The sequence below is a fragment of the Pseudomonas sp. KH_046_2 genome, from assembly GCF_057838985.1.
The window spans coordinates 367,450-385,672 of record NZ_CM174480.1 but is presented as its reverse complement, the minus strand read 5'-3'; the positions used below and the strand labels follow the sequence as shown (position 1 = coordinate 385,672).

Annotated in this window: 15 protein-coding genes; 8 read left to right on the top strand and 7 right to left on the bottom strand. The window is 59.6% G+C overall.

Annotated features, from left to right (window positions below; all coding sequences use genetic code 11):
• Window positions 1-161 precede the first annotated feature (161 nt).
• Window positions 162-2,612, bottom strand: coding sequence for a glycogen/starch/alpha-glucan phosphorylase (locus AC3IX1_RS01790; protein WP_489386897.1), 2,451 nt, complete (start codon window positions 2,610-2,612; stop codon window positions 162-164).
• Between the two features lie 256 nt (window positions 2,613-2,868).
• On the opposite strand from AC3IX1_RS01790, the gene AC3IX1_RS01785 reads away from it, so the two are divergent.
• The gene (locus AC3IX1_RS01785; RefSeq protein ID WP_095942315.1) at window positions 2,869-3,306 is read left to right on the top strand and encodes a YkgJ family cysteine cluster protein; all 438 of its coding nucleotides are present in this window, start codon (window positions 2,869-2,871) and stop codon (window positions 3,304-3,306) included.
• Between the two features lie 149 nt (window positions 3,307-3,455).
• Here the strand turns inward: AC3IX1_RS01785 and typA are convergent, their stop codons facing one another.
• A complete protein-coding gene (gene typA / locus AC3IX1_RS01780; protein ID WP_489386896.1) occupies window positions 3,456-5,276 on the bottom strand; it encodes a translational GTPase TypA in 1,821 nt (606 codons plus the stop codon).
• A gap of 139 nt (window positions 5,277-5,415) precedes the next feature.
• On the bottom strand, window positions 5,416-6,870 hold the full coding sequence (gene thiI, locus AC3IX1_RS01775) for a tRNA uracil 4-sulfurtransferase ThiI (RefSeq protein ID WP_489386895.1): 1,455 nt from the start codon (window positions 6,868-6,870) through the stop codon (window positions 5,416-5,418).
• 328 nt (window positions 6,871-7,198) lie between these two features.
• On the opposite strand from thiI, the gene glnA reads away from it, so the two are divergent.
• From glnA to ntrC, 4 genes are all read left to right on the top strand, one after another.
• Window positions 7,199-8,605: a glutamate--ammonia ligase gene (glnA, locus tag AC3IX1_RS01770; RefSeq protein ID WP_110660758.1), complete on the top strand. Its 1,407-nt coding sequence runs from the start codon at window positions 7,199-7,201 to the stop codon at window positions 8,603-8,605.
• Between the two features lie 220 nt (window positions 8,606-8,825).
• A complete protein-coding gene (locus AC3IX1_RS01765; protein ID WP_489386894.1) occupies window positions 8,826-9,341 on the top strand; it encodes a DUF4124 domain-containing protein in 516 nt (171 codons plus the stop codon).
• Between the two features lie 286 nt (window positions 9,342-9,627).
• Window positions 9,628-10,713 (top strand): nitrogen regulation protein NR(II), encoded by a 1,086-nt coding sequence (glnL, locus tag AC3IX1_RS01760; RefSeq protein ID WP_489386893.1) that lies wholly within the window; start codon window positions 9,628-9,630, stop codon window positions 10,711-10,713.
• Window positions 10,710-12,146: a nitrogen regulation protein NR(I) gene (ntrC, locus tag AC3IX1_RS01755; protein ID WP_046040882.1), complete on the top strand. Its 1,437-nt coding sequence runs from the start codon at window positions 10,710-10,712 to the stop codon at window positions 12,144-12,146. Before glnL ends, ntrC begins: the two co-directional genes overlap by 4 nt.
• 541 nt (window positions 12,147-12,687) lie before the next feature.
• Here ntrC and AC3IX1_RS01750 read toward each other — a convergent pair.
• Window positions 12,688-13,128, bottom strand: a complete 441-nt coding sequence (locus AC3IX1_RS01750) for a hypothetical protein (RefSeq protein WP_056725789.1) — start codon at window positions 13,126-13,128, stop codon at window positions 12,688-12,690.
• On the opposite strand from AC3IX1_RS01750, the gene AC3IX1_RS01745 reads away from it, so the two are divergent.
• Window positions 13,127-13,582, top strand: coding sequence for a tRNA (cytidine(34)-2'-O)-methyltransferase (locus AC3IX1_RS01745; protein WP_489386892.1), 456 nt, complete (start codon window positions 13,127-13,129; stop codon window positions 13,580-13,582). The two genes, AC3IX1_RS01750 and AC3IX1_RS01745, sit on opposite strands and share 2 nt — an antisense overlap.
• Before the next feature lie 109 nt (window positions 13,583-13,691).
• On the opposite strand, the gene secB is transcribed toward AC3IX1_RS01745, so the two are convergent.
• From secB to AC3IX1_RS01730, 3 genes are read right to left on the bottom strand one after another with little or no spacing between them, the layout of a single operon-like run.
• A complete protein-coding gene (secB, locus tag AC3IX1_RS01740; RefSeq protein WP_007972740.1) occupies window positions 13,692-14,177 on the bottom strand; it encodes a protein-export chaperone SecB in 486 nt (161 codons plus the stop codon).
• 56 nt (window positions 14,178-14,233) lie between these two features.
• Window positions 14,234-14,488: a glutaredoxin 3 gene (gene grxC, locus AC3IX1_RS01735; RefSeq protein ID WP_008047737.1), complete on the bottom strand. Its 255-nt coding sequence runs from the start codon at window positions 14,486-14,488 to the stop codon at window positions 14,234-14,236.
• Window position 14,489: 1 nt separating this feature from the next.
• Window positions 14,490-14,903, bottom strand: a complete 414-nt coding sequence (locus AC3IX1_RS01730) for a rhodanese-like domain-containing protein (RefSeq protein WP_008047735.1) — start codon at window positions 14,901-14,903, stop codon at window positions 14,490-14,492.
• A gap of 153 nt (window positions 14,904-15,056) precedes the next feature.
• Here AC3IX1_RS01730 and gpmI point away from each other — a divergent pair, with 153 nt between their 5' ends.
• Window positions 15,057-16,586, top strand: a complete 1,530-nt coding sequence (gpmI, locus tag AC3IX1_RS01725; RefSeq protein WP_489386891.1) for a 2,3-bisphosphoglycerate-independent phosphoglycerate mutase — start codon at window positions 15,057-15,059, stop codon at window positions 16,584-16,586.
• A 316-nt stretch (window positions 16,587-16,902) separates the two neighbouring features.
• Window positions 16,903-18,198: a murein hydrolase activator EnvC family protein gene (locus AC3IX1_RS01720; RefSeq protein ID WP_489386890.1), complete on the top strand. Its 1,296-nt coding sequence runs from the start codon at window positions 16,903-16,905 to the stop codon at window positions 18,196-18,198.
• Window positions 18,199-18,223: the final 25 nt, after the last annotated feature.

The following is an 18,223-nucleotide window of genomic DNA, read 5'->3' as shown; positions in this document are numbered from 1 at the left end:
CCTAAGCGCATTGGCCAATCCGGAAAGATTAGCTCAGCCGTATCCATAAAGATCGCAGCCTTCGACAGCTCCTACATAGTCGCGGTATTACGCGATCCTGTAACAGCTGCCGAAGGCTGCGATTTTTTTCGGCGCGCCAGTATATCTACCTGCCTGAAGACTTACTCCAGCGCCTTCCAGATTTCCGTGGCGTACTCGCGAATGGTCCGGTCCGAGGAGAACCAGCCCATCCGCGCCGTGCTCAACACCGCTGAACGCCACCACTCCTTCGAATCGTGCCAATGGGCTTCGACGCGCATCTGGGCGTGCCAGTAGGAATCGAAGTCGGCGCAGACCAGGAAGCGGTCGTAGTCCACCAGCGAATCGATCAACCCGGCATAACGGGACGGATCATCCGGTGAGAACACCCCGCCACGAATCGCTTGCAGCACATCGTTCAGACGATGGGACGCGGCAATATCCGGCACCGCGCTGAACTCATGGTTCTGCTTGCGCGCCTCCACCTGCTGCGCGCTGAGGCCGAAGATGAACATGTGCTCAGCGCCGATGCGGTCGCACATTTCCACGTTGGCCCCGTCCAGGGTGCCGATGGTCAGCGCGCCATTCAGGCCGAATTTCATGTTGCTGGTGCCTGACGCTTCGAATCCGGCGGTGGAGATCTGCTCGGACAAATCCGCCGCCGGAATGATGCTCTCCGCCAGGCTGACGTTGTAGTTGGGCAGAAACACCACTTTGAGCAAGCCGCGCACGGTCGGGTCGTTGTTCACCACCCGGGCGATGTCGTTGGTCAGCTTGATGATCAGTTTGGCCTGGTGATAACTCGCGGCCGCCTTGCCGGCGAAGATCTTCACCCGTGGCACCCAATCGATCTCAGGCTCCGCGCGAATCGCCTGGTACAACGCCACGGTGTGCATCAGGTTGAGCAACTGGCGTTTGTATTCGTGGATCCGCTTGACCTGCACGTCGAACATCGCCGCCGGGTTGACCGCCACGCCCAACCGCTCATGAATCAGGTACGCCAGGGCTTTCTTGCTGTGCAGGCGTTGCTCGGCAAACGCCTTGCGGAATGCACTTTTCTCGGCGAACGGTTCGAGGGCGAGCAAACGCTGTTCCGGGTTATCCAGCACTTCGGGCCCTAGGGTATCGACCAGCATCGAGGTCAGCTCGGGGTTGGCCTGATACAGCCAGCGGCGGAAGGTGATGCCGTTGGTTTTGTTGTTGATCCGCTCCGGGTAGAGCTTGTGCAGTTCGGAGAACACCGTTTGGCGCATCAGTTGCGTGTGCAATCCGGACACACCGTTGATGCTGTGGGAACCGAGAAACGCCAGGTTGCCCATGCGCACCCGGCGTCCGTTGTCTTCCTCGATCAGCGACACCGCGCGCAACACGTCGAAGTCGTGAATACCTTTGGCCCGCAGCGAGTCAATGTGATGGGCGTTGATCAGGTAAATGATCTGCATGTGCCGCGGCAGCATGCGCTCCATCAGGCCGACCGGCCAGGTTTCCAGCGCTTCGGGCAGTAACGTGTGGTTGGTGTAGGAGAGCGTATCGACGGTGACCTGCCACGCCGCATCCCATGCCACGTCATAGACGTCGACCAGTTGCCGCATCAGTTCAGCCACGGCAATCGAGGGGTGAGTGTCGTTGAGCTGAATCGCCGCGTGGTCGCCCAGGGTCAGCACCGAGGTGTGCATGTTGCGATGGCGGCGCAGCAGATCCTGCAACGAGGCGGCGACGAAGAAGTACTCCTGACGCAGGCGCAGTTCCTGGCCGGCCTCGGTGCTGTCCGCCGGGTACAGCACTCGGGAGATACTTTCGGCCCGGGCCACTTCGGCCACGGCGCCCAGGTGGTCGCCGGCGTTGAAACGCTCAAGATGCAGATCTTCCATGGCCCGGGCGCGCCACAAACGCAGCGTGTTGACGCTTGCCCCGCGCCAACCGACCACTGGCGTGTCATACGCAATGGCGCGTACGGTTTCCGCCGGGGACCAGACTTGTCTGGTTTTGCCGGTGTCGTCGGTCAGGGTCTCGACACCGCCGCCGAAACCGATGGTGTAAGCCACTTCCGGCCGCTCGAACTCCCACGGGTTGCCGAAATCCAGCCAGTGTTCGGTCTGCTCCTGTTGCCAGCCGTCGACGATGGCCTGGCGGAACAAACCATGCTCATAGCGGATGCCGTAGCCATGACCGGCAATGCCGAGAGTCGACATGCTTTCCAGGAAACACGCTGCCAGACGCCCGAGGCCGCCGTTGCCCAGCGCCGCATCGGGCTCCAGCAAGCGAATGCGCTCAAGGTCGACGCCGAGTTCGGTCAGGGCTTCGCGGGCCACGTCGAGCAGGCCGAGGTTGCTCAGGCTGTCGAAGAGCAACCGGCCGATGAGGAATTCCAGGGAGAGGTAATAAACGCGCTTCTGGCCTTTGCGGTAGATCTGCCGCGTGTGGTCCATCCAGTGCTCGACCATGTGGTCCCGCGCGGCCAGGGCAATGGCTTCGAACCAGTCGTGGTCGAAGGCGTGATCCGGGTCTTTACCCACTGCATAAGTGAGTTTGGTCAAGACGGCGTCGCGGAATGCGGCCACCTCTGCTTCGCGAACAAGTGGTTCTTGAGTCATCGATAGGACCTCGAGCGAGCTTGGAGTTGTCTGAGCCTAGACGGTCTGACAGGCGGTAGAGGCTCTGGTTCGGCAGTTTTTCCTTTGAATGCGAGCTGGATCGACATTGCGTTGTCTTGTGCCTGAATCAATGCAGGGCTCGTGCCTATTTTCCGGTTGTTTGCGCCGTCTGTGAAAAAAACTGGCGAAAGGTTGTTCAAAAATCCACCAGTCCCGGTATGATCGCGCGCCCTGATGCACACGCTGGTAACAACCGATGATGAAGCCGAACCTGATCGCTGCCGCAGAGATCGACCGCCTCGATACCTGGGCCAAGTACTCTGCCCCGATGTGCGGCTCGTGCATGTCCAGTTGCTGCACCCTGCCCGTCGAGGTCAAGATCAAGGATCTGGTCCGCATCGGCGTGGTCGATGAATTCGAGCTGGGTGATCCGCCGAAGAACATCGCCAAGCGCCTGCAAAAGGAAGGCCTGGTCGAGCGCTTCAACCAGAAGTCAGGAATCTTTACCCTCCAGCGCATGAGCAACAACGATTGCTACTACCTGGATCGTAAGAGCCGTCTGTGCACTATTTATGAAAAGCGCCCGGATACCTGCCGCAATCACCCGAAAATCGGCCCGCGGCCGGGGTATTGCGCGTACAAGCCCAAGGAAGTGGAACGCGAGCGGAGTTCGCGGGCGATTGAGCGGTTCTGATATTTCCTGATTTCGGCGGCGGCTGATCGGCCGCCTTCGCGAGCGGGCTCGCGAAGGGGCCCGCACAAACACCACATAAACCCCGCACGCACAAAAACGCCCCCGACCTTGCGGTCGGGGGCGTTTTTTTTGTCAGCTAACTAAATGACTTAGTTACCGGACTTCTTGGCAGCGCGGGTACGCTCGCTTTCGCCCAGGATCTTCTTGCGAAGACGGATGGACTTAGGCGTGACTTCACACAGCTCGTCTTCTTGTACGAATTCCAGAGCTTGCTCCAGAGTGAAGCGTACAGGCGGAACCAGAGCGATGGTTTCGTCTTTACCCGAAGCACGCATGTTGTCGAGCTTCTTGCCTTTGGTTGGGTTAACACCCAGGTCGTTGTCGCGGCTGTTCAGACCAACGATTTGACCTTCATAGATGTCCTGGCCGTGTTCGATGAACAGCTTGCCACGCGACTGCAGGGTTTCCAGCGAGTAGGTCAGTGCCTTACCGGTAGCGACCGATACCAGCACGCCGTTCTGACGGCCGGACATGTCACCGGACTTCATGGTGTCGTAACGGTCGAAGATCGAGGTCAGGATGCCTGCACCGGAGGTCAGGGTCAGGAACTCGTTACGGAAACCGATCAGACCACGGGCCGGAATGTTGTACTCAAGGCGCACACGGCCCTTGCCATCCGGAACCATGTTGGTCAGGTCGCCTTTACGGATACCGATCTGTTCCATGATCGCGCCCTGGGATTCTTCCGGCAGGTCGATGGTCACGTTTTCGTACGGTTCGTGCTTGACGCCATCAACCATACGGATGATCACTTCCGGACGACCAACACCCATTTCGAAGCCTTCGCGACGCATGGTTTCGATCAGTACCGAGAGGTGCAGCTCACCACGGCCGGAGACTTTGAACTTGTCGGCGGTGTCGCCTTCTTCAACGCGCAGAGCAACGTTGAACAGCAGTTCCTTGTCCAGACGTTCCTTGATGTTACGGCTGGTCACGAACTTGCCTTCTTTACCGCAGAAAGGCGAGTCGTTTACCTGGAAGGTCATGGAAACGGTTGGTTCGTCAACGGTCAGCGGCTTCATCGCTTCGACGTTCAGTGGGTCGCACAGGGTGTCGGAGATGAACAGCTGGTCGAAGCCACTGATGCAGACGATGTCGCCAGCCAAAGCTTCTTCAACGTCAATGCGGTGCAGACCGTGGTGACCCATCAGCTTCAAGATACGACCGTTGCGCTTCTTGCCGTCAGCGTCGATAGCCACGACCGGGGTGTTCGGCTTGACACGACCGCGAGCGATACGGCCAACGCCGATCACACCCAGGAAGCTGTTGTAGTCCAGTGCGGAGATCTGCATCTGGAACGGACCGTCACGGTCGACTTTCGGCGCTGGTACGTTGTCGACGATCGACTGGTACAGCGGGGTCATGTCTTCAGCCATGTCGGTGTGTTCCAGACCGGCAATACCGTTCAGGGCCGAGGCGTAGACGACTTTGAAGTCCAGCTGTTCTTCAGTGGCACCGAGGTTGTCGAACAGGTCGAAGATCTGGTCCAGAACCCAGTCCGGACGCGCGCCTGGACGGTCAACCTTGTTGATGACCACGATTGGACGCAGGCCGGCTTCGAAAGCCTTCTTGGTCACGAAACGGGTTTGCGGCATAGGGCCGTCTTGAGCGTCAACCAGCAGCAGAACCGAGTCGACCATCGACATTACGCGTTCAACTTCGCCGCCGAAGTCGGCGTGGCCCGGGGTATCCACGATGTTGATGTGGTAGCCGTTCCAGTTGATGGCGGTGTTTTTCGCCAGAATGGTAATACCGCGCTCTTTTTCCTGGTCGTTGGAGTCCATCACGCGCTCGTCGTTGAGCTCGTTGCGCTCCAGGGTGCCGGATTGACGCAGGAGTTTGTCTACCAGGGTGGTCTTACCATGGTCAACGTGGGCAATGATGGCGATGTTGCGTAGATTTTCGATCACTTGTGTATCTCGATCAGAGGATTCGGTGTGCTGACAAGTCTTGGCAGCGATTAACAGTAGCGTCCGTGAAAGCCGTTACAGCTTGACGGTGGCATCGGGGGGCCGGTGACGCAGGCCACAGGCAAACAGCCCCGGGCACTTAGCTCGGTCGATAAACGCGCACATTGGCATGCCCCTCACTGAGCAAATGGTGGGCATGCAGGCGACTCATCACGCCTTTGTCGCAATACAGCAGGTACTGGCGAGTAGGGTCCAGTTCCTTGAAACGAGCGTTCACTGCATAAAACGGCATCGTTTGTACCTCGATGCCAGCGAGGTCCAGCGGGTCGTCTTCAGCGGCATCCGGATGACGGATGTCGATGACGATCTGACCGGCCAGCGCTTCGCTGACTTCTTCAATCTGCAAGTCCTGGCCCAATTCGTCGATCACGCGATCGATCGGCACCAGCTTGGCGTTTTCGAGCGCACGCTCGAGTACCGCCATATCGAATTCTTTCTCTTCATGCTCGACGCGATAGCGCTTGGCCGCGGTCTTCGGATTGACCGAGATGACGCCGCAGTATTCCGGCATGTGCCGGGCGAAATCGGCGGTACCGATTTCGTTGGCCAGGTCGATGATGTCCTGCTTGTGACTCGCGATCAGCGGACGCAACACCAGCTTGTCGGTCACGCAATCGATCACTGACAGGTTCGGCAGCGTCTGGCTCGACACCTGGGAGATCGCCTCACCGGTGACCAGCGCGTCGATGTGCAGTCGATCGGCAATTTGGGACGAAGCGCGCAACATCATACGCTTCAATACTACGCCCATATGACTGTTATCGACTTTACCGAGAATTTCGCCCAGCACTTCTTCGAACGGCACACTGACAAATAGCACGCGTTGGGAGCTGCCGTACTTCTTCCAGATGAAATGCGCGACCTCCATGACGCCCAGTTCGTGGGCCCGTCCGCCCAGATTGAAGAAGCAGAAGTGCGCCATCAGGCCTCGGCGCATGATCTGGTAGGCCGCCACGGTGGAGTCGAAGCCACCGGACATCAGCACCAGGGTCTGCTCCAGCGCGCCCAGCGGATATCCGCCGATGCCGTTGTGCTGGCTGTGGATCACGAACAACCGTTGGTCGCGAACTTCGATCCGGACTTCGATTTCCGGCGCTTTCAGGTCGATCCCGGCTGCGCCGCACTCGCGACGCAGCTTGCTGCCGACGTATTTTTCAACGTCCATCGAGCTGAACGGGTGCTTGCCCGCACGCTTGCAGCGCACCGAGAAAATCTTCCCGGCCAGCGCATCGCCGTAGTGCTGCCTGCACTTTTCGGTGATGTCGTCGAAGTCGCCCAGCGGGTACTCGTCGATCTGCAGAAAGTGCGCGATGCCCGGCATGCAGGTCAGGCGCTCGCCCATCTCTTTCAAGGCTTTCGGGTCGGTGACGCGGGTTTCCAGCTCGAGATTGTCCCACACGCCGTTCACCACCACGGCCGGGTCCAGATCGCGGAGCACGGCGCGGATGTTTTTGGCCAACTGGCGGATAAATTTCGTCCGGACAGGTCGACTCTTGATGGTGATCTCGGGGAAGACTTTTACGATTAATTTCATGGAAACAGCGCGCGCATGGCCTGCCGAAAAAGGGGGGCGCGGATTATAGCGGAAATTGCTCAAGGTTTAACCAGTTAATGTGCAGAAGGTTTCGTGCGCACCAAAACAGGTCATTTGCTGGAGATGACGCCACATTACAGGGCGAGATTTTCTGCTTTAAAGCGCAATATGCCTCCGCAAGCGTGTTTTTGGGGCAAAAAACCCATGCTGGGGCACTGGCATGCAATTTGCTCCCTTGTGAGGCAGGTTGCCTTGGCAGAGTATTCGCGCCGGCATCACCCACATTTAAGGGCATCCATTACTAGCCCGAAGCCACCCGGAGGACACTATGTCGAAGTCGGTTCAACTCATCAAAGATCATGACGTCAAGTGGATTGATCTGCGCTTCACGGACACCAAAGGCACTCAGCACCACGTGACCATGCCGGCTCGCGATGCGCTGGATGACGACTTCTTCGAAGTCGGCAAAATGTTCGACGGTTCCTCCATCGCTGGCTGGAAAGGCATCGAAGCCTCCGACATGATCCTGATGCCGGACGACTCCACCGCTGTCCTGGATCCGTTCACCGAAGAACCGACCCTGATCCTGGTCTGCGACATCATCGAGCCTTCGAGCATGCAAGGCTACGACCGCGACCCACGTGCGATCGCCAAGCGCGCCGAAGAGTACCTGAAGGCCACCGCTATCGGTGACACCGTATACGCCGGTCCAGAGCCAGAGTTCTTCATCTTCGACCAAGTGAAGTTCAAGTCCGACATTTCCGGTTCCATGTTCAAGATCTACTCTGAACAAGGTTCGTGGATGTCCGACCAGGACATCGAAGGCGGCAACAAAGGCCACCGTCCAGGCGTCAAAGGCGGCTACTTCCCGGTTCCGCCGTTCGACCACGACCACGAAATCCGTACCTCCATGTGCAACGCACTGGAAGAAATGGGCCTGACCGTCGAAGTTCACCACCACGAAGTGGCGACTGCCGGCCAGAACGAAATCGGCGTCAAGTTCAACACCCTGGTGAAGAAAGCCGACGAAACCCAAACCCTGAAGTACGTCGTGCACAACGTAGCCGATGCCTACGGCCGTACCGCTACCTTCATGCCTAAGCCTCTGTACGGCGACAACGGCTCGGGTATGCACGTACACATGTCCATCTGGAAAGATGGCAAGAACACCTTCGCAGGCGAAGGCTATGCCGGCCTGTCCGACACCGCCCTGTACTTCATCGGCGGCATCATCAAGCACGGTAAGGCCCTGAACGGCTTCACCAACCCGGCGACCAACTCCTACAAGCGTCTGGTTCCAGGCTTCGAAGCTCCGGTAATGCTGGCCTACTCGGCTCGTAACCGTTCCGCTTCGATCCGTATTCCTTACGTGTCGAGCCCGAAAGCCCGCCGTATCGAAGCACGCTTCCCGGATCCGGCTGCCAACCCGTACCTGTGCTTCGCCGCACTGTTGATGGCTGGCCTGGACGGCATCCAGAACAAGATCCACCCTGGCGACGCAGCTGACAAAAACCTGTACGACCTGCCGCCTGAAGAGGCCAAAGAGATCCCACAGGTTTGCGGCAGCCTGAAAGAAGCCCTGGAAGAGCTGGACAAAGGTCGTGCGTTCCTGACCAAAGGCGGCGTTTTCAGCGACGACTTCATCGACGCTTACATCGCCCTGAAAAGCGAAGAAGAAATCAAGGTACGTACCTTCGTACACCCACTGGAATACGAGCTGTACTACAGCTGCTGATCCGGTAGCGCCGCGGCACGCGGCGTGACAAAAAGAGGCCTCCTTCGTGGAGGCCTTTTTATTGCCCACGATTTGCCATTCGATGAACAACCGCCGCTCCCACAAGGGGTTTTCTGTGCTCAGGAGATCTCGGTGATTCACGCCAAAATGTTAACGGCTTGGGAAAAACGCTACGCCTGGCCTATGCTGCAACCCAATGCTTTCGTTTCCGGTCGATTCCATGGCTCGTGGTTTTCTCTTCATTCTGCTGCTGATTGTTCTGCCCGCCACTGCGCAGATCTACAAGTACACGGACGCCAACGGCGCTACCGCGTACAGCAATCAACCGCCTGACGGCGTCAGTGCCCAACCGGTCGAATTGCCGCCCCTCAACAGCGTCGAGCGCCAGCCTGCCGGCGAAGTCGCACCTGCCACTGAGACCGGTCGTAAAGAAGAACCCCACAAAGCCTATGAAGCGCTGGAGCTGACAGGCCTGCCCACCACAGAAGCCCTGCGCGCCAACAACGGCACGTTCACCGTAACAGTACTGATCCAGCCCCGCCTGCAAGGCCCCCACCTGTTGCGCCTGCTGCTGGACGGTCAGCCCTACGGCCAGCCAGGCAACGTGCCGACCCTGCAACTGGTGAACATCGATCGCGGCGAACACCGCCTCGCCGTGCAAGTGATCGATGGCGAAAATGTTGTACAACAGAGCCCCACCGCGACCTTCACCGTGCAACGAGTGCACACGCGCTGAAGGCCTGACTGCTGAGCGTCTGCTTCATCGCGCTGCCCGCATTCCCGAGACTTTCTAACCTCGCTCAGCTTTGCGCACTATATTGGTGCAATAGCTTGCACCGTACTCACATTCCAACCCATTTTGGTTCGAAAGTACCCGCGAAAGCTGGCAGAACGCCACGCAAACGAGCGTCAAACGCCTGTTTCAGGCCTTGAGCGCTTCTTTTCGGAGCCTTGGTTTGGTTTTTGCATTTTGCCCGTACCAGCGTTTTTTTTGCGCATGCTCTGCCCTAAAAGAGGTCCCGATGACCATTAGCGACGCACTCCACCGTTTGCTACTCGACAACCTCACCACTGCCACCATCCTGCTCGACGCCGAACTGCGCCTCGAGTACATGAACCCGGCGGCGGAGATGCTGCTGGCCATCAGCGGTCAGCGCAGCCATGGGCAGTTCATCAGTGAGTTGTTTACCGAATCGACCGAGGCGCTGAACTCGTTGCGCCAGGCCGTCGAGCAAGCGCACCCGTTCACCAAGCGCGAAGCCATGCTCACCGCCCTCACCGGCCAGACCCTGACCGTCGATTACGCGGTAACGCCGATCCTGAGCAACGGCGACACCATGCTGCTGCTCGAAGTCCACCCCCGAGACCGCCTGCTGCGGATCACCAAGGAAGAGGCACAGCTGTCGAAGCAGGAAACCAGCAAGATGCTGGTGCGCGGCCTTGCCCATGAAATCAAGAACCCCTTGGGCGGGATTCGCGGCGCGGCACAATTGCTGGCCCGGGAACTGCCGGAAGAAAGCCTGCGCGACTACACCAACGTCATCATCGAAGAAGCCGACCGCCTGCGTAACCTGGTGGACCGCATGCTCGGCTCCAACAAGCTGCCGTCGCTGGCCATGTGCAATGTCCATGAAGTGCTTGAGCGTGTCTGCCATCTGGTGGAGGCCGAAAGCCAGGGCTGCATCACCTTGGTGCGCGACTACGATCCAAGCATTCCCGACGTCCTGATCGATCGCGAGCAAATGATTCAGGCGGTCCTGAACATCGTGCGCAACGCGATGCAGGCCATCAGCACCCAGAATGAACTGCGCCTGGGCCGCATCAGCCTGCGCACCCGCGCCATGCGCCAGTTCACCATCGGCCACGTGCGCCATCGCCTGGTGACCAAGATCGAGATCATCGACAACGGTCCGGGCATCCCGACAGAACTTCAGGAAACCATTTTCTTCCCCATGGTCAGCGGTCGTCCGGACGGTACCGGGCTGGGCCTGGCCATTACCCAGAACATCATCAGCCAGCACCAGGGCCTGATCGAATGTGACAGCCACCCCGGCCACACCACCTTCTCGATCTTTCTGCCACTGGAACAAGGAGCCACATCGACATGAGCCGTAGTGAAACCGTGTGGATCGTCGATGACGACCGTTCTATCCGTTGGGTCCTGGAAAAAGCCTTGCAACAGGAAGGCATGACCACGCAAAGCTTCGACAGCGCCGATGGCGTGATGAGCCGCCTGGCGCGCCAGCAGCCGGACGTGATCATCTCTGACATCCGCATGCCCGGAGCCAGCGGCCTGGAGCTTCTGGCGCGGATTCGCGAACAGCACCCACGGCTGCCGGTGATCATCATGACCGCGCACTCGGATCTGGACAGCGCTGTCGCGTCCTATCAGGGCGGCGCCTTCGAGTACCTGCCCAAGCCGTTCGATGTCGACGAGGCGGTTTCCCTGGTCAAGCGCGCCAACCAGCACGCTCAGGAACAACAGGGCCTGGAAGTTGCCCCGACCCTGACCCGTACCCCGGAAATCATCGGCGAAGCGCCGGCGATGCAGGAAGTGTTTCGCGCCATCGGGCGCTTGAGCCACTCCAACATCACCGTGCTGATCAATGGTGAATCGGGTACCGGTAAAGAGCTGGTGGCCCACGCGCTGCATCGCCACAGCCCGCGCGCCGCTTCGCCGTTCATTGCGCTGAACATGGCGGCAATCCCCAAAGACCTGATGGAATCCGAACTGTTCGGTCATGAGAAAGGCGCGTTCACGGGCGCGGCCAACCTGCGTCGCGGGCGTTTCGAGCAAGCCGATGGCGGTACGCTGTTCCTCGACGAAATCGGTGACATGCCCGCCGACACCCAGACCCGCTTGCTGCGGGTACTGGCCGACGGCGAGTTCTACCGCGTCGGCGGTCATGTGCCGGTGAAGGTCGATGTGCGCATCATCGCTGCGACTCACCAGAATCTGGAAACCCTGGTGCATGCCGGGAAATTCCGTGAGGACTTGTTCCATCGCCTCAACGTGATCCGCATCCACATCCCGCGCCTGTCGGATCGCCGCGAAGACATCCCGACCCTGGCCAAGCACTTCCTCGGCCGCGCCGCCCAGGAGCTGGCGGTCGAGCCGAAGCTGCTGAAAAGCGAAACCGAGGAATACCTGAAGAACCTGCCGTGGCCCGGCAACGTGCGTCAGCTGGAGAACACCTGCCGCTGGATCACGGTAATGGCTTCGGGTCGCGAAGTGCACATCGGCGACCTGCCGCCGGAGCTGCTGAGCCTGCCGCAGGACTCGGCACCGGTCACCAACTGGGAGCAGGCCCTGCGCCAGTGGGCTGACCAGGCTTTGGCCCGCGGTCAATCGAGCCTGCTCGACAGCGCCGTACCGGCCTTCGAGCGGATCATGATCGAGACCGCCCTCAAACACACCGCCGGCCGCCGCCGCGATGCCGCTGTTTTGCTGGGCTGGGGGCGCAATACCCTGACGCGCAAGATCAAGGAATTGGGGATGAAGGTAGATGGTGGGGATGATGATGAGGGGGATGAGGGCTAAACAGCCTTTAGTACTTCGCTGCTAGCTACATCCAATCGCGGGCAAGTCGGATCGCCGCACCGCCGCTCCCACAGGATTGTGCAGAACCTGTGGGAGCGGGCTTGCCCGCGATGCTTTTAAAGACCGGAGTGCACCGACTGAATGCACCGTGAACCGCAATCGCGCACAAAAGCAGCTTCGAATCCCCGCCTGCTTTCGCAATCGAATCCCTTTCGAAAAAACACGAAAGTCCCTAATCCCGGGGCTTTCAGCGCATCAAAGCGATTTTTTGTTCCGAACTGTTAAAACCTGGCACGCCACCTGCAATAACCCTATCAAGTGAATCAGTTCACCCACCCGGTTTCGGGGACCTTGGTACAGGCAGGCCGGGGATTCCCCTCTTTACATCGGGCTCACACCGCACCCGCGACGAGCCCAGCCGTTTTGGGGCCCTTGATACAGGCAGGTCAGGGGTTCCTTCTTTACACCAGGCTCACACCGCACTCGCGACGAGCCTCCCGTTTCGGGAACCTTGGTACAGGCAGGCCGGGGATTCCCTCTTTTATTGCTCCCGGAGATGGATCTCCAGCCGCCAGCGGTCATCGACCTCGCTACCGGCCCATTGGCCCTGCAGAGGCCGGGCTGCTACCAGCGTCAGCAACAACCCCCCATCGCTCAAACGTACCCGCCAGTTCACGTCCTTGCCGCCGAGCTTGAGCTGACCTTTCTGCGCCTTGCCCTCGGCGCCAAACAGCAGCGCGACACTGCCATCAACCATCTCGCCGTGGGTCTTGGGTTCGTTGTTGAACCACACCACCAGCCCGTCGTTCGTCACCTCGACCTGCTGCAACTGACTGGGGTCCGGTGTGGTCAGGCGACCGATCATCATCCCGACCATCACCCCGACAATCGCCAGCGAGCCCATTACCCGCAGGAATAGTTTCGAACGCACGCCTTCTGGCGGCGTAGAATGCGCGTCATCTTTGCCTTCGGAGCCGTGCATGTTTCACGTCATCCTTTTCCAACCAGAAATTCCGCCGAATACCGGCAACGTTATCAGGCTGTGCGCCAACAGTGGCTGCCACCTGCATTTGATCGAACCGCTAGGCTTCGAGATGGACGACAAGCGCCTGCGCCGGGCCGGCCTCGATTACCACGAGTATGCCACCCTGCAACGCCACGCGGACCTCGCCAGCTGCCTGGAGAGCCTCGGCCATCCACGGCTGTTCGCCTTCACCACCAAGGGCTCGCGGCCGTTCCACGATGCCAGCTTCGTCCCGGGTGATGCGTTCCTGTTCGGCCCGGAAAGCCGGGGCTTGCCCGCCGACGTACTGGACGCCCTGCCCGGTGAGCAACGCCTGCGTCTGCCGATGCGCGAGGGCTGCCGCAGCCTGAATCTGTCGAACACTGTCGCGGTGGCCGTGTACGAAGCGTGGCGTCAAAACGGTTTCAGGTAACTCAAAGATCTTTTTCGCCTGACAGAATCAATCGCGGGCAAGCCCGCTCCCACAGGATTGTGCAAAACCTGTGGGAGCGGGCTTGCCCGCGATTGTTTAGCAGCGCAGCTTACTGAACGGTCGGAGTCTCGCCAGCAGCCTGCATGCGTTGCAGCTCTTGCGCGTACAGCGCATCGAAGTTCACCGGAGCCAGCATCAGTGCCGGGAACGAACCGCGGGTCACCAGGCTGTCCAGGGTTTCGCGAGCATACGGGAACAGGATGTTCGGGCAGAACGCACCCAGGGTGTGGCTCATCGAAGCGTCATCCAGGTTCTTGATCAGGAAGATCCCGGCCTGTTGCACTTCAGCGATGAACGCCACTTCGTCACCGTTTTTCACGGTAACCGACAAGGTCAGCACGACTTCGTGGAAGTCGGATTCCAGTGTCTTTTGACGGGTGTTCAGATCCAGTGCGACGCTCGGCTCCCACTGCTGGCGGAAGATCGCCGGGCTTTTCGGAGCTTCGAAGGACAGGTCACGCACATAAATGCGCTGCAAGGAGAATTGCGGTGCAGTTTCTTCTTCGTTCGCAGCAGTGTTCTGTTGGTCAGTCATCACAGATCCTTCTTGATCCAGGGTTCTTTTAGGTTTGCTTGTTTGGGGTATTGCCGTCAGGCCCTGAGCAACGCGTCGAGCTTGCCGGCGCGCTCCAGGGCAAACAGATCATCACATCCGCCCACGTGGGTGCTGCCGATCCAGATTTGCGGCACGGACGTACGCCCGGCTTTCTGGGCCATCGCAGCGCGCACCTGCGGCTTGCCATCGACCTTGATCTCTTCGAAGGCCACGCCTTTGTTCTCGAGCAGGTACTTGGCTCGCGAGCAGTAAGGGCAGTAATCGCTGGAATAGACGACGACGCTGCTCATATCACTTCACCAGCGGCAGATTGTCGGCTTTCCAGCTGGAGATACCACCGGACAGCTTGGCGGCGGTGAAGCCGGATTTCATCAATTCGCGGGCGTGGGTGCCGGCGGTCTGGCCCATGGCGTCGACCAGGATGATGGTTTTGGCCTTGTGCTTTTCCAGCTCACCAACGCGAGCGGTCAGTTTGTCCTGGGGAATGTTCAGCGCGCCGACAATGTGACCGGCGGCGAAATCCTTGGTTGGACGAATGTCGATCACTACGCCTGCGTCCTTGTTGACCAGCCCGGTCAGTTCGCCGGTGCTCAGGCTACGGCCGCCGCCCTGCATTTGATAGGCAATCAGCAACGCCAGCAGTACGACGAAGATACCGACGAGAATGTAGTGGTTAGTGGCAAATTGAATCAGGTTAGCAACCATCGAAGGAGGTTCCAGGGCGTTAAAATGTCGGCCAGTATACACAGCCACTATGGTGGGCCAAACCCCGTCCGGCGGTGACGTGGCCGGAACTTCGCTTTAAACTGCGACTCCCTTTTTCCATTACCTCTTTTACCTCAGCCACGAGTGGATTCCATGACTACCACGCCTAAACCTTTGGTCCTGATGATTCTCGACGGCTTCGGTCACAGTGACAGCCCCGAATCCAACGCCATCTATGCGGCCAAAAAGCCCGTACTCGACCGTCTGTGGGCCACCGTGCCGAACGGCCTGATCTCGGGCAGCGGCATGGACGTCGGCCTGCCAGACGGCCAGATGGGCAACTCCGAAGTCGGCCACATGAACCTGGGTGCCGGCCGCGTGGTGTATCAGGACTTCACTCGCGTCACCAAATCGATCCGCGACGGCGAGTTCTTCGAGAACCCGACCATCTGCGCCGCCGTGGACAAGGCCGTCGCCGCCGGCAAAGCCGTGCACTTCATGGGCCTGCTGTCCGATGGCGGCGTGCACAGCCACCAGGATCACCTGGTCGCCATGGCCGAACTGGCCTTCAAGCGCGGCGCGCAAAACATCTACCTGCACGCCTTCCTCGACGGCCGCGACACCCCGCCGAAAAGCGCGCAATCGTCGATCGAACTGCTCGACGCGACCTTCCAGGCCTTGGGCAAAGGCCGGATCGCCAGCATCATCGGCCGCTACTACGCCATGGACCGCGACAACCGTTGGGACCGAGTGTCCCAGGCCTACAACCTGATTGTCGATGGCCAGGGCGAATTCAACGCCGCCACCGCCCAGGAAGGCCTGCAAGCAGCCTACGAGCGTGGCGAGAGCGACGAATTCGTCAAGGCCACCTCCATCGGTGAGCCGGTAAAAGTCGAAGACGGCGATGCCGTGGTGTTCATGAACTTCCGCGCCGACCGCGCCCGCGAGCTGACCCGCGTGTTCGTCGAAGACAACTTCAGTGAGTTCGAGCGTGCCCGCCAGCCGAAACTGGCCGGTTTCGTCATGCTGACCCAATATGCCGCCAGCATCCCTGCGCCGTCGGCTTTCGCTGCCGGCAGCCTGGAAAACGTACTGGGCGACTACCTGGCGAAAAACGGCAAGACCCAGCTGCGCATCGCTGAAACCGAAAAATACGCCCACGTGACCTTCTTCTTCTCCGGCGGCCGCGAAGAGCCGTTCCCGGGCGAAGAACGCATCCTGATTCCGTCGCCGAAAGTCGCCACCTATGACTTGCAGCCGGAAATGAGCGCACCGGAAGTCACCGACCGCATCGTCGACGCCATCGAAAACCAGCGTTACGACGTGATCGTGGTCAACTACGCCAACGGCGACATGGTTGGCCACAGCGGCGTGTTCGAAGCGGCGGTCAAGGCCGTTGAATGCCTGGACCTGTGCGTGGGCCGCATCGTCGACGCCCTGGAAAAGGTCGGTGGCGAAGCGCTGATCACGGCTGACCACGGTAACGTCGAGCAAATGTCCGATGAAACCACCGGCCAGGCGCACACTGCGCACACCACCGAGCCGGTACCGTTCATCTATGTCGGCAAGCGCGATCTGAAAGTTCGCGAAGGCGGCGTGCTGGCGGACGTGGCGCCGACCATGCTCAAGTTGCTGGGCCTGGAGCAGCCGAAGGAAATGACCGGGACTTCGATTCTGGTGTAACCCGGCCGCTCAAACACCGCTAAACCCTGTGGGAGCGAGCCTGTGTGGCGAGGGGGCTTGCCCCCGTTCGGCTGCGTAGCAGTCGTAAAACCATTGCATGCGGTGTACCTGATACACCGCTATTGCAGATTTTGGGGCCGCTTCGCGACCCAACGGGGGCAAGCCCCCTCGCCACACAGGCTCGCTCCCACAGTGGTTTTGGGGTGTTTTCAGGGGCAACTTCACTCCAGTCATCACACAGTCAGAAATGGGCATTTTTTTTGCCGCCCATGGCGGGCATACTAGGCCGTCCCTTTCCCTGGTGCCGCCCGCCCCTATGCTCCGCATCCTGACTGCCCTAGCCCTGACCTGCCTGCTCCAACCGGCTTTCGCTGACGAGCGCGCGGACACCCAACAACAGTTGGACGCCACGCGTCAGGACATTGCCGAGCTGAAGAAGCTGCTGGGCAAGCTCCAGGAAGAAAAATCCGGTGTGCAAAAGGAGCTCAAGGGCACCGAAACCGAAATGGGCAAGCTCGAGAAGCAGGTCGACGCCCTGCAAAAAGAGCTGAAGAAAAGCGAAGCCGAGCTGCAGCGCCTCGATGCGGAGAAAAAAAAACTCCAGAGCGCGCGCATTGAACAGCAACGACTGATCGCCATTCAGGCCCGGGCGGCCTACCAGAACGGGCGCCAGGAATACCTCAAGCTGCTGCTCAACCAGCAGAATCCGGAAAGATTCGCCCGCACCCTCACCTATTACGACTACCTGAGCCAGGCTCGCCTGGAGCAGCTGAAGAGTTTCAACGAAACCCTGCGCCAACTGTCCAATGTCGAGAAAGACATTGCCATGCAGCAGGCGCAATTGCTGGTGCAGCAAAGCAGCCTCGACACCCAGCGTGACGAGCTCGAGAAAGTCCGCAAGGAGCGCCAGCAAGTCCTGGCCAAGCTCAATGACGACGTAAAGGCTCGCGATCAGAAACTGGCAGCGCGCGAGCAGGATCAGGCAGACCTGTCTAAAGTCCTTAAAACCATTGAAGAAACCCTGGCCCGCCAGGCCCGTGAGGCAGAAGAAGCGCGACAAAAAGCGCTGATTGCCCAGCAGGAAGCCGAAAAAAAGCGTTTACGTGAGGCCCAGGCGCAGGCAGATGCCGGCGACGACGCCCCACGCAAACCGGTCAGGTCGACACCTGGCGCACTGGTTTCCAGTTCCGGCGAGACCTTTGGCGGCGCGTTTGCGTCAACCCGCGGCAAACTTCCCTGGCCTGTCGATGGTCGACTGCTGGCGCGCTACGGTGAAAGCCGTGGCGACGATGCCCGGACCAAGTGGGATGGCGTGATGATCGGCGCGTCTGCCGGCAGCACCGTGCATGCGGTGCATGGTGGTCGCGTAGTGTTTGCCGACTGGCTGCGAGGCGCCGGGTTGCTGGTGATCCTCGACCACGGCAACGGTTTTTTGAGTCTTTATGGTCACAACCAGACGCTGCTCAAGTCTGCGGGTGATGTGGTTAAAGCCGGTGAGTCCATCTCCACTGTGGGTAGCAGTGGCGGACAAGATACACCGGCATTGTATTTCGCGATTCGTCAGCAGGGTCACCCGAGTGATCCGGCGCAATGGTGCCGCGCGCAAGGATAAGCGCGTTACCTAATTCAGGAGTTTG